Below are 12,014 nucleotides of genomic sequence, written 5' to 3' on the forward strand. Positions count from 1 at the left end.
GCGGGACCTCTACAGCTCCGCCGGCGCCGCCCCCTTCAGATCCCCGAGCTCGAACACCTCCGCCATCCGCTTGTACCCCTTGTCACTGGGGTGCAGATGGTCCCCGGAGTCGTAGTCGGACCGCAGCCGCCGCGGGTCGTACGGATCCCGCAACGCCTTGTCGAAGTCGACGACGGCGTCGTACACCTTCCCGGCCCGGATCTCCGCGTTGACGGCCCGGCGTACGGCGTCACGCGAGCGTGAGTACCCGCGGTGCCCCCCGAAGGGCGTCAGCGTCGCCCCGACGACCCGCAGCCCGCGCGCATGCGCCCGCCGCACCAGCTCCCGCAGACCGTCGGTGACGGTCACCGGATCGACCTGGCCCTGGTTGCGCAGGATGTCGTTGACGCCGAGGTCGATGACGACGGCCTTGACGTTCGTGCGGTTGAGCACGTCGCGTTCCAGACGGTTCAGGCCGCTCGGGTTGGAGGCGGGCCGGCCGAGCCCTTCGGCCAGGACCTGGTTGCCGCTGATGCCCTGGTTGACGACGCTGTAGCGGGGCGCGTCGCCGTCGCCGGCCGCGGCGCGCAGCCGGTCGGCGAGGACGTCCGTCCAGCGGTGGTTGGCGCCCTCCGTGGAGTTGCTGCCGTCGGTGATCGAGTCGCCCAGGGCGACGACGGTGCCGACCGATTCGTCGCTCAGCACGTCGAGCGCGGTCAGATAGCGCCAGTACGGGGTCCGCTCGGTGTACGCGGTGGCGCTCACGTCCTCGGTGCGGTCGCCCTGGGCGGCGTACGAGATCTGCCGTGCGAGCGAGTGGTAGGTGACCGGGCCGGACGGGGTCGGGGAGTACGTGGTCACCAGGACGTCGGAGTCGCGCGGGACGCGCACGCGCACGGCGTCGCTCATGATCTGCGCTCCGGCCGGGACGATCACGCTGGTGCTGCCGGAGAAGGTGAGGCGGCGCATGGTGCCGGCCACCGCCGCCGCGTCGTTCTCGGCCGCGGCGACCGCGATCGAGGCGTGCGTGATGGTCAGCGGCTGATGTCCGTAGAGGTTGGACAGGGTGATGCGGGCTTCGGTGCCGCCGACGTCCGTGTGCACGACGTTGCGCAGGGAGCGGCCCGCCATGCCGTTCGTCTCGGTGCCGGGCTCGGCTCCGGCGGGGGAGGCCGACCAGGTGCCGACCCAGGTGCCGGCGGAGGCGGGGGCGGCCCGGTCGCGCGGGGCGCGGTTGTCGGCGGTGGCGTTGCGGGTGCCGCCGGTGCCGTCGTCGGCGGCGACACCCACGTATATGGCTCCGGATATGGCCACGATCACGGCGATGACGGCGGCCAGCAGGGCATAACCATGACGCTTGGTCATGCGGTGCGTGTCTCCTCGGGCGAGGGGAGCCCGAGGCTCCGAAGTGATGATCACATAATGGGGTACGCGGTGGGGAGGAAAACGACGGGACCCCCTCCCGCGGCCTCGAACGGCCCGCAGGCGCCCCGGAGACGCCCCCGAGATGTCCCGGAGACGGCCCCAGGATTCCCCTGAGTTCCCCCCGTCCGAACAGACGCAGGGAACTCCTGTTCCGTTCCGGGAGTCGGTCAGGAAGGGACAATGTGTACGGAGCCCTCGGACGGCTCGGCGAACGGGTGGAGTGAATGGAACGAACAGAACCGGAAGACGCAGGCGCCGAAGGGCGGTCCGCCCGGCCCGGCGCCCCCGGCAACCGCGCGACGACCGTCGTCGACCAGGCCGAACGCACGCCGGCCGGCCCCGGCCGGGAGCGGCGCGCGGGGACCGTCCCCGGCCCGGCGAACCGCGCGATGACCTCGTTCAGCCCCGCCGACGAGGAGAAGCGTCGCGGTGTCCGCCAGATGAAGCTGACGGCCACCGGCCTGCTGCTCTTCGTCGCCCTCGTGTACGTCCTCGCGACATGGGCGTCCCACGAGGGCGCCGGAGTCTGGGCCGGTTATGTCGCGGCGGCCGCCGAGGCCGGCATGGTCGGCGCGCTCGCCGACTGGTTCGCGGTCACGGCCCTCTTCCGCCACCCGCTCGGGCTGCCCATCCCGCACACCGCGATCATCCCCACCAAGAAGGACCAGCTGGGCGTCTCGCTCGGCGAGTTCGTCGGCGAGAACTTCCTCTCCTCCGACGTCGTACGACAGCGCCTGCGCGCCGTGGGCATCGGCAGCCGTCTCGGTGCCTGGCTCGCCGAACCGGAGCACGCCGACCGGGTCACCGCCGAGCTCGCCGCCGCGCTCAGAGGCGCCCTGACCGTGCTGCGCGACTCCGATGTGCAGGCGGTGGTCGGAGAGGCGATCACCCGCCGCGCCGACGCCCAGGAGATCGCGCCCGGCATAGGGAAGATGCTGGAGAAGATCGTCGCGGACGGCGGCCACAAGCGGGTCGTGGACCTGGTCTGCATCCGCGCCCAAGACTGGCTGGTGCTCCACGACGAGCAGGTCATGGACGCGATCCAGGGCGGCGCGCCCGGCTGGACCCCGCGCTTCGTCGACAAGAAGGTCGGCGAGCGGGTCTACAAGGAGCTGCTCCGCTTCGTCACCGAGATGCGCGACGCCCCCTCCCACCCGGCCCGCGGCGCCCTCGACCGCTTCCTCACCGACTTCGCCTCCGACCTCCAGTCCGACACCGACACCCGCGCGCGCGTGGAGCGCCTGAAGGGTGAGGTGCTCGGCCGCGGCGAGGTCCAGGACCTGATCGCCTCCGCCTGGACGGCCGTACGGGCCATGATCGTTTCCGCCGCCGAGGACGAGCGCAGTGAGCTGCGGCTGCGCGTGCGGGCCTCCCTGCTCTCGCTGGGCGCCCGCATGGCCACCGATCCCAAGCTCCAGGCCAAGGTCGACGGGTGGGTCGAGGGCGCGGCGGTGTACGTGGTGACGACGTACCGGACCGAGATCACCTCCCTCATCACCGACACGGTGGCGGGCTGGGACGCCGAGCACACGACCAGGAAGATCGAGGCCCACATCGGCCGTGACCTGCAGTTCATCCGGATCAATGGCACGGTGGTGGGCTCGTTGGCCGGGTTGCTGATCTATACGGTGTCGCGGATCGTGGGGGCGTAGATCCCTCTCGGGAGGGTGTGACCGCACTCGGGCGGGCGTAGGCCGTGCTCCGGAGGGAACCCGGGCAGGCGTCGCCCGACGAGGAGGGAGCCTCATGCCCACCGTTGAGGAGAAGGGCCGGGGGGAAGGCCGGGATCAAGCCGGGGGCCGGGTCACCACCGCCGTTCCCGCCCGTCTCGACCGCCTCCCGTGGTCACGCTGGCACTGGACCGTGGTGATCGGCCTCGGCACGGTGTGGATCCTCGACGGCCTGGAAGTCACGATCGTCGGCAACATCGCCGGACGCCTCTCCGAGCCCGGCAGCGGCCTGCCGATCACCTCCGCGCAGGTCACCGGCACCGCGGCCGCCCTCTATGTGGCCGGTGCGTGCGTGGGGGCGCTGTTCTTCGGCCGCCTCACCGACCGCTTCGGCCGCAGGAAACTGTTCATGGTCACCCTGGCGGTGTATCTGGGGGCCACGGCCCTGACCGCCGTCTCCTTCGAGCCCTGGTGGTTCTTCACCTTCCGCTTCCTCACGGGCTTCGGCATCGGCGGCGAGTACGCGGCCATCAACTCCGCGATCGACGAGCTGATCCCCTCCCATTACCGCGGCCGGGTCGACCTGATCATCAACGGCAGTTTCTGGCTGGGCGCGATCGGCGGCTCCCTACTGTCGATCGTCGCGCTGGACACCGCCCTCTTCCCGGCGAACATCGGCTGGCGGCTGACCTTCGCCCTCGGCGTGGTCCTCGGCCTGGTCATCCTCGTCGTACGCCGCAATGTCCCGGAGAGCCCACGGTGGCTGCTGATCCACGGCAGACAGGAAGAGGCCGAGCAACTGGTGGCGTCGGTGGAGGAACAGGTCCGCGCCGACCTCGGCGACCGCGAACTGCCGCCCCCCGCCGGGGAGATCACCATCCACCAGCGCAAGACCATCGGCTTCCTCACCATCGCCCGCACGGTCCTCGCGACCTACCGCAAACGAGCCGCGCTCGGCCTCTCCCTCTTCATCGGCCAGGCGTTCCTCTACAACGCGATCACCTTCGGCTTCGGCGCGATCCTGACCACGTTCTACGACGTCCCGGCGGGCTCCACCGGCTACTACTTCGCCGTGATCGCGTTCGGCAACTTCCTCGGCCCGCTGCTGCTCGGCAAGCTCTTCGACACGGTAGGCCGCCGCCGGATGATCTCGTCGACGTACCTGCTCTCCGGGCTGCTGCTGTTCGGCACGGCCTGGCTCTTCGGCCGGGGCTCGCTGAGCGCGGTGACCCTGACAGCCTGCTGGTGCGTGGCCCTCTTCTTCGCCTCGGCGGGCGCGTCGAGCGCCTACCTCACGGTCTCCGAGATCTTCCCCATGGAGACCCGCGCGATGGCCATCGCCTTCTTCTACGCCATCGGCACGGCGGCCGGCGGCATCAGCGGACCGCTGGTCTTCGCGGACCTCACCCAGTCCGGCGTGGTCGGCGACACCGTGCTGGCCTTCCAGATCGGTGCGGGCCTGATGTGCGCGGCGGGCCTGGTCGCCGCGTTCCTGGCGGTGAACGCCGAACGGCGCTCACTGGAGGACATCGCGCCCCCGCTGTCGACGGTGGCACCGGCGGACTCCGCCTGAGCACAGGGCCTGAGCACAGGACCTGAGCACAGGACCTGAGCGCGGGACCTGAGTACGGGAACCTGAGTACGCGTACTCTGTCGGGCCGCCGCCCGGGCGGGAACCCTCGTACGCATGACCGAGAAGCTGTTAGGCCCCCTGCGAACGCGCCCCTGGCCGGAACGCTGGCTGACGCGCGTGCTCGGCGCCGCCCTCTCCGGTGCGGCGTACCTCCTCTGCCTCCCCTGGGACCTGCGCAACCGCCCCGGGGCGACCGGGTCGGTCACCGAGACGACCTCGGTGACCGTCCTCGGCGCCGTCCTCCTCGGCGTCGCCCTGCTGCTCCTGGCCGCCTACCTCGGCCGCCGGGACGCGCTGGCCTGGCCGTTGCTGCTGGTGGCGGGACCACCGGCAGCACTCATGTACCTCTCCTTCCACTCCCACCCGGAGCCCCCGGACGCGGCGGTCTGGCCACTCACCTGGGCGTTCTTCACGCTGGTGGTCGCGGCGGGGGTGCTGATCGCGACGGCGGTGGCGAGGCGGTACCGGGCGGCGGACTGGGCGAAGCCGGCGGGCTCCGGGGACTCCTGGGACTCCGAGGGCTCCAGGGCCTCCAGCGGCTCCAGGGGATCGAAGGGCTCCAGGGCCTCGTCGGACGAGGCGCTCAGCCTCGCCCGGTGGTGGTGAACGCCCAGCGGGGGACGGCTCACGCGCCGTAGAAGTACCGCGAGCCCTTCTCGATGAAGTACCCGGCGTAGACGCGCCCGAGGGCAGGCTTTCCGCGGTACATCCCCACGTAGGGCCGGGCACTGTCGACGACGACAGGCCGCGTCATACAGGCGAACCGGACCCGCTGGCGCTCCTCCGCCCACCGTACGGCGGCCGGGTCGACGCGGTCGCTGACCAGGACGGGGAAGGCGCCGACCCCGTTCTGCAGACCGACGGGCAGGCCGCCCTTGGTGTCCTTGGCGTACTTCGTCACCTGTTCGGTGAAGCCCTCGACGACGGGCACGGTGATCTCCGGGACCGCCGCGGCCAAGGTGAACAGATGCAGCTTCGTCGCCATCCAGCGCAGCCGGAAGTCCGCCCGTCGCCCCACCAGCACGGGCACCCCGGCCCAGTCCTCCCAGCGGGTGGCGCACCCGTCGGCTGTCAGCCGGCCCTCCACGGCGGCGAGGTAGGCCGCCGGGGCCGAGGGCGTCGACGGACCGTGCGGTCCGTTCACCTGTCCATGCATGAGCCGGATCCTAGGGCTAGGCGCCCGTGGTCGACCCCGGTCGGACGATCATCAGGACCGTGACGGTGGCCCAGAGAAGGTTGAAGAGCCCGGTGACCATGGCGAGCCGGGCGGTGGCCCGCCGAGCCCCCTCGCCGCCCGTACCGATGCCCTCCACGTCCTCTATGAGCGCGGTCTGCCGGGGCAGGACCAGCGCGGCGAGGACGACGGCGGCCAGGGCCGTCAGCGCGATCGAGACGATCAGCCAGGTGTCGCCGAGCACGCCCATGTTCTTGGCCGTGGCGAACCCGAACACGGGCACGGCGACGCCGACCGTCGCGTACACACGGCAGATGCGGTGCAGCACCCGCACGGTGGACAGGGCCTGGGCGTCCCCTGGCTCGGCGAGCGCCTTGCGCGCACTGGGCGGGAACATGCTGGCGGCGACGGTGACGGGCCCGACGGCGACGATCGCGGCGAGGACGTGCACGGCGAGAAGGAACTTGTTCACGGGCCGACGCTAGGGCCGCGCGCGATCTTGCAGAAGCGGCACTTCTGCCAGGGCCCAACGGATTCTCGCCAGCCGCCACGACGCAGGGAATCGGCGGCCCGGACACAGCCACGAGGCGCGACCCGAACACAGCTGTACGAGGCTGTGGGCGCCCTGCCTACGAGGCTGTGGGCGCGCCGCCCTGCCTACGAGACTGCGGGCGCCCTACGAGGCCACGAGGCTAAGGGCCCCCGCTTGGCCACGATCCGCCGTATGCCTACGCTCTGGCCATGCACACCGTGGCCGTACTGGCGCTCGACCAGGTCATCCCGTTCGACCTCTCCGCCCCGATCGACACCTTCGGCTGGGCCCGGCTGCCGGACGGCCGGGAGCCCTACCGGATCCGGGTCTGCTCGCCCACGGCGGACGCGGAGGTGAGCGCGGGCCCGTTCACGATCCGCGCCCCCTACGGCCTGGAGGCGCTGGCCGAGGCCGACACGATCATCCTGCCCGGCGTCGCCAACCCGGCCGCCCCGCTCCCGCCGGGCGTGACGCAGGCGCTGCGCGCGGCGGCCGCGAACGGCACCCGGATCGCCTCGATCTGCGTGGGCGCCTTCGTCTTCGCCGCCACCGGCCTGCTGGACGGGCTGCGCGCCACCACCCACTGGGTCGCGGCGCAGAACCTGGCGGCCAGGTACCCCGCCGTGACCGTCGACCCGAACGTCCTCTACGTCGACAACGGCCAGTTCCTCACCTCGGCGGGCGCGGCCGCCGCCCTCGACATGTGCCTGCACATGATCCGCAACGACCACGGTTCGGCGGTCGCCGCGCACGCGGCCCGGATGTCGGTCATGCCGCTCGAACGGGAGGGCGGCCAGGCCCAGTTCATCATCCACGACCAGCCGCCGGTACCGGCCGGCACCACGATGGAGCCCCTCCTCGCCTGGCTGGAGGAGAACGCGGAGCGTGAGCTGACCCTGGAGGACATCGCCGCCCACGCCGGCATGAGCACCCGTACGCTCAACCGCCGCTTCCGCGACCAGACCGGCACCACACCGCTCCAGTGGCTGCACCGCGCCCGGGTCCGCCGCGCCCAGTACCTCCTGGAGACGACCACGTACCCGGTCGAACGCATCGCGACCCAGGCGGGGTTCGGCTCACCGACGGCGTTCCGGGAGCGGTTCAAGCGGGTGGTGGGAACGAGCCCGTACGCGTACCGCCGCGCGTTCCAGAGCACGGGACCAACCCCGGTTCCGGTACCGGTTCCAGTCCCGGTTCCCGTCCCGGTTCCGGAGTCCGTGTCCACTGCCGCGGCCTCGTAGGCACGCAAACCCTCAGGCTCTCAAGCCCGCGGTGCTCTGAACCTGTTACCTGCTATGTGCTGCCTGCTCAGGCCCGCCGGTCGGCCACGGCCCACGAGGCGAGGGCCACGGCACCGGCGACGCCGAACACGGAGGGCCAGGCGCCCACCTTCTTGGCCAGCGGGTGGGACCCGGCGAAGGCGGCGACGTACGCGACGGTCAGCGCACCGGCGGCCTTCCCGCCGGCCTGCCGCCGCCACTGCTGCGCGGCCGTGGCCCCGGCGGCCGCCAGCACCACCCCGCCGAGCTGCCGCTTCTTGGTCCACCGGGCCACGCCGTACCCACCGATGAGCCCACCCGCGGCCACCGCCGCGGCCGGTACCTTCGCCATTGCTGCCTCCCGCTCCTGCCTGCGTCTGTCGAACAAACCGAGGCTAACGCGCGCAGACGACCGGTCGGCGGCCACCCTCCCGCTAGGCGGATTCGGACCGCTCGGCGACGAGCATGATGCGCCGGAGCATGTCCGACAGGGCCTTGCGCTCAGCGGCGTCGAGGGCCCCCAGCAGACGGGACTCCTCATCGCCGAGTACGTCCATCGCGCCGAGCCAGGCCGCCCGCCCGGCCTCGGTGAGCTGGACGTCGACGCGGCGACGGTCGGCGGCGGAGTGGACGCGACGGACGTAGTCGCGCCGTTCGAGGGCGTCGAGCCGCCCGGTGACCGAGGCGGGGGCCAGGTCGAGGTCGGCGGCGAGTTCGGAGGGGGCGGCGTGGCCACCGCGCCCGGCGAGCGAGTGCAGGGTGTCGAATTCGTGCCGCTGGAGGCCGAAGTCGACCAGGGACCGCTCGCGGACCCGGCGCAGGTGACTGGAGATCAGTTTCATACGGGTGACCGCGCCCTCGACGTCAGGGTCGAGGCCAGGCAGCACGGGCAGCCAGCGGTCGACATGCCCATCGGTCCAGTCATGCCCATCGATCCGGTCACGCCCACTGGTCCTGTCATGGTCCTCCATGGGCTGATCCTATGGCGCCCGTGGCTCATGAGGGGTTGCCGGCCGGCGCGTCCGGAGCCGCCGCCGCTGACCTTCGTTCCTGCTGACCTTCGCTCCTGCGGAGCCATCACTGACCGAAGTATTTCGTTGACGAAAGATTAGGTACCGAAATACATTCTGCGCTGTGAATCCACTCGGGCTTCCCGCCTTTCGTCTGTTCTTCGCCGGGCGCTGCGTGTCCCTGCTGGGCGACGCCGTCACCCCGGCCGCCCTCGCCATCGCCGTCGCCAGGGCCACCGGGTCCGCGTCCGCGCTCGCGCTCGTCCTGGGCTGTGCGATGGTGCCGCGGCTTCTGCTGCTGCCGATCGGCGGAGTGATCGCCGACCGCTTCGACGCCCGGCTGGTCGCGCTCATCACGGACCTGGTGCGGTGCGCGGCCCAGCTCTTCGTGGGACTCCAACTGATCGGTGGAGACCCGGCGTTGGCTCACATCGCGGCCGCCGAGGCGGTCGGCGGGACGGCATCGGCATTCGCCATGCCGACACAGGCGCCGCTCGTCACGGGGACGGTGAGCGCGGGCCCCGGCCGACAACAGGCCAACGCTCTGCTGGGCACGGCGTCCAGTACGGCACGGCTGGCCGGCCCCGCGATCGCCGCCCTGCTGTTCGCGACCGTGGGCGCGGGCTGGGCGTTCGTCCTGGACGCGGTGTCCTTCCTGGTCAGCGCGGGCACGCTGGCCGCGATCCGGATCGAGCGGGTACCGGTGGAACACCGCTCGCTGCGCGCCGACCTGACCGAGGGCTGGACCGAGGTACGCAGCCGGGACTGGTACTGGACCAGTCTGCTGGCGCACGGCGTATGGAACGGGGCGGCGGCAGTGCTGGCCACCCTCGGCCCGATCGTCGCCCTGCACGAACTCGGCGGGGAGGGGGTCTGGTTGGTCGTCCTCCAAGCGGGCGCGATCGGACTGCTCGCCGGTTCGCTCCTGGCCGGCCGGGCCCGCCTGCGACGCCCGGTCCTGACCGGGAACCTGGGCCTGGCCAGCTACGCCCTGCCGCTGATCGTGCTGGCGATGCCCGGCCCCGTACCGCTGCTCGTGATCTCGTACGGACTGGCACTCGCCGCACTCGGTTTCCTCAACCCCGTGTGGGAAACGGTCGTCCAGGAACACATCCCGGCCCACGCCCTGGCCCGCGTCACCTCGTACGACTGGCTGGTCTCCATGGCCGCCATGCCGCTCGGCTACGTACTGGCACCCCTGGCGGCAAACGCCTGGGGCACCGCGGTACCGCTCACCGCCGCGGCCGCCCTGGTCGCAACGGCCTGCCTGGCCACGGCGGCGATACCGGGGGTACGACGGCTGACCGCACAGGACACCTCACCCGACATGTCCGGTCCATCTGATCCATCCGGTCCATCTGTTCAGTCCGGCCCTTCCGGTCAGGAGGCCACGCGCGAGCCGAGCAGCCTGCCCGACTCCTCCACCACAGTGAGGGATTGACGAGGCCAGCGCCGCCAGCCGACCTGATCAGCGGCGCTGCAGCACCGATGCCTCATGCACGAAAGCTTCCTGTACGGAAAGTGGTTGCAGCACCCGCGCACAGGCCGGGCATTGCACCTGAGCACGCAGCAGTATCGAAGCTCCTGTCCGCGACATAGGGCATACGCCAAACGACGGGCGCTGGAGGGAGTCGGATGTGTCTCACTGAGTGAGCATTTCACCTGGCGTTATTACGCTGCGTGATGGATGATGGGGGAGTCAACTTGCCCTGATGTGAAGGGTGGGTCGCGGAGCTGTCGGACGCCTGCTGGGGGGTGAGCGCGTTGGCCGTAACCACGATGGAATTCGAGCCGTGCGCAGCCCTCCCGGAGCCGAAATCCGCGGAGTCCCCAGCCGGGCCACTGCGGCAGGGGCCAGTGTCGCAGGATGAGTGGGCAGCGCGGCTGAGGGACCAGCCACCGTCGGCCGAGACCGCCGCGGCCCTGGACGCCCTGGACATCGGGCAGTTGTCGCCGCGTGGTCGGATCGACGTATTGGCAGTGCTGGAACAACACATGTCGTGGCTGCAGGCCAAGCAGGTGGATGTACTGGCGGCGATCGCGGCGCACACGGACAACACCTCCGATCCCACCGAAGTGCCCGCTTCTGGCGAAGACTTCGACGCGCAACTCTTGGCCACGTGGGACTGCGCCACGGAGGAGGTAGCCTGCGCCCTACGCCTGGCCAACATCACCGCGGGCCAGCGCCTGGCCACCGCCACGCTGCTGCAGACCCGTCATCAGGCCACCCTCGGCCTCTTGGCGGGCGGCCAGATCTCCTACCCGCAGGCAAGGACGCTGGCCGACCAGTGCCGGGTCCTGTCCGACGAGGTGACCGGTCAGGTAGAGGCAGCCATGCTCACGAAGATGCCGTCGCAAGCAGCCGGGCAGACCATGGTGTCAGTGCGCCACCAGATCCACCGGGCGGACCCGGACGGAGCCGAGCACCGACACGCGCAGCGAAACCGGGAGCGCAAGACGCTCTGCTATCAGCAAGACGACGGGATGGCCTTGTTCGGCGCGATCCTCCCCGCCCAGCAGACCGCCGCGATGGAACAGGCAGTGTCGACCCACGCGGCCACCTATACGGATGACGACCGAACCCTGGACCAGAAGCGAGCGGACGCCCTCTACGACTTGGTAGTCAACCAGCCTCGCCTGAAAGCAACTTCAGATAGGGCAGTCCGCTCGGGACGAGGAGCGGCGGTGGTACAGGTAACAGTCCCCTTCGACATCCTTCTGGGCGTGGACGAGGGCCCGGCGGAGCTGAAGGGCTACGGCCCGATCACCGCCACGCAGGCCCGCGAAATCGCCTTCGCTCCGGGCACGATCTGGCGCCGCCTGATCACGCAGCCGGAGACGGGCCTGCTCATCAAGTCGGACCCGACAACGTACAAACCAACCGCGGACACGGCCCGCCAGGTGCTGGCCCGCGACCAGTACTGCGCGTTCCCATCCTGCCGAATGCCGGCCCACCGCTGCGACCTGGACCACATCCGCCCCTTCAACCACGACCACCCACACCACGGCGGCCAAACGGTCCCGGACAACCTCCAGCCTTTGTGCCGACGCCATCACCGCCTGAAAACCCACCACCCAGGCTGGAAGGTCACCCGAGACCCTCACACAGGCACCACCACCTGGACGAGCCCCACCCACCACACCTACACCAACGGCCCACCCGTCTACCGCGAGTAGCCCAGCTGCACCCAGCTGCTCCCCCACCTCCGATGGGCCGCCAACCCGGCCCGGCTTGCCTCGATACGCGCCCGCGCGCCCACCCACTCCCCGCAGCCGCTGAGCCGACTCGGCGTGCTTGCGAGAGGCGCCCGCGCCCCGCAAACTGCGCCCAC

Annotated in this window: 11 protein-coding genes; 6 read left to right on the plus strand and 5 right to left on the minus strand. The window is 71.0% G+C overall.

Annotated elements, in window-relative coordinates:
• Window positions 1-9 precede the first annotated feature (9 nt).
• Window positions 10-1,344, minus strand: coding sequence for an SGNH/GDSL hydrolase family protein (locus ACIRA5_RS29495; RefSeq protein ID WP_403695509.1), 1,335 nt, complete (start codon window positions 1,342-1,344; stop codon window positions 10-12).
• Between the two features lie 284 nt (window positions 1,345-1,628).
• Between ACIRA5_RS29495 and ACIRA5_RS29500 the strand changes: the two genes are divergently transcribed.
• From ACIRA5_RS29500 to ACIRA5_RS29510, 3 genes are all read left to right on the plus strand, one after another.
• Window positions 1,629-3,056, plus strand: coding sequence for a DUF445 domain-containing protein (locus ACIRA5_RS29500; RefSeq protein WP_403695512.1), 1,428 nt, complete (start codon window positions 1,629-1,631; stop codon window positions 3,054-3,056).
• 94 nt (window positions 3,057-3,150) lie between these two features.
• Complete coding sequence (locus ACIRA5_RS29505; RefSeq protein ID WP_403695515.1) at window positions 3,151-4,647, plus strand: MFS transporter; 1,497 nt, start codon at window positions 3,151-3,153, stop codon at window positions 4,645-4,647.
• A 114-nt stretch (window positions 4,648-4,761) separates the two neighbouring features.
• The gene (locus ACIRA5_RS29510) at window positions 4,762-5,313 is read left to right on the plus strand and encodes a hypothetical protein (protein WP_403695517.1); all 552 of its coding nucleotides are present in this window, start codon (window positions 4,762-4,764) and stop codon (window positions 5,311-5,313) included.
• A 19-nt stretch (window positions 5,314-5,332) separates the two neighbouring features.
• Here the strand turns inward: ACIRA5_RS29510 and ACIRA5_RS29515 are convergent, their stop codons facing one another.
• Both ACIRA5_RS29515 and ACIRA5_RS29520 read right to left on the minus strand, forming a co-directional pair.
• A complete protein-coding gene (locus tag ACIRA5_RS29515) occupies window positions 5,333-5,863 on the minus strand; it encodes a levansucrase (protein WP_403695519.1) in 531 nt (176 codons plus the stop codon).
• A 16-nt stretch (window positions 5,864-5,879) separates the two neighbouring features.
• On the minus strand, window positions 5,880-6,353 hold the full coding sequence (locus ACIRA5_RS29520) for a DUF2269 family protein (protein WP_403695521.1): 474 nt from the start codon (window positions 6,351-6,353) through the stop codon (window positions 5,880-5,882).
• A 269-nt stretch (window positions 6,354-6,622) separates the two neighbouring features.
• On the opposite strand from ACIRA5_RS29520, the gene ACIRA5_RS29525 reads away from it, so the two are divergent.
• Window positions 6,623-7,654, plus strand: a complete 1,032-nt coding sequence (locus ACIRA5_RS29525; RefSeq protein WP_403695523.1) for a GlxA family transcriptional regulator — start codon at window positions 6,623-6,625, stop codon at window positions 7,652-7,654.
• Between the two features lie 67 nt (window positions 7,655-7,721).
• On the opposite strand, the gene ACIRA5_RS29530 is transcribed toward ACIRA5_RS29525, so the two are convergent.
• Both ACIRA5_RS29530 and ACIRA5_RS29535 read right to left on the minus strand, forming a co-directional pair.
• A complete protein-coding gene (locus tag ACIRA5_RS29530) occupies window positions 7,722-8,024 on the minus strand; it encodes a hypothetical protein (RefSeq protein ID WP_075029125.1) in 303 nt (100 codons plus the stop codon).
• 82 nt (window positions 8,025-8,106) lie between these two features.
• Window positions 8,107-8,643, minus strand: a complete 537-nt coding sequence (locus ACIRA5_RS29535) for a MarR family winged helix-turn-helix transcriptional regulator (protein WP_403695524.1) — start codon at window positions 8,641-8,643, stop codon at window positions 8,107-8,109.
• Window positions 8,644-8,806: 163 nt separating this feature from the next.
• Between ACIRA5_RS29535 and ACIRA5_RS29540 the strand changes: the two genes are divergently transcribed.
• Both ACIRA5_RS29540 and ACIRA5_RS29545 read left to right on the plus strand, forming a co-directional pair.
• On the plus strand, window positions 8,807-10,123 hold the full coding sequence (locus ACIRA5_RS29540; RefSeq protein WP_403695526.1) for an MFS transporter: 1,317 nt from the start codon (window positions 8,807-8,809) through the stop codon (window positions 10,121-10,123).
• Window positions 10,124-10,539: 416 nt separating this feature from the next.
• Entirely contained in the window at window positions 10,540-11,859 is a 1,320-nt protein-coding gene (locus tag ACIRA5_RS29545; protein WP_403695529.1) for a DUF222 domain-containing protein, read from the plus strand.
• Window positions 11,860-12,014: the final 155 nt, after the last annotated feature.

The sequence above is a fragment of the Streptomyces sp. NPDC096311 genome, assembly GCF_044763085.1.
Taxonomy (GTDB): Bacteria; Actinomycetota; Actinomycetes; order Streptomycetales; family Streptomycetaceae; genus Streptomyces.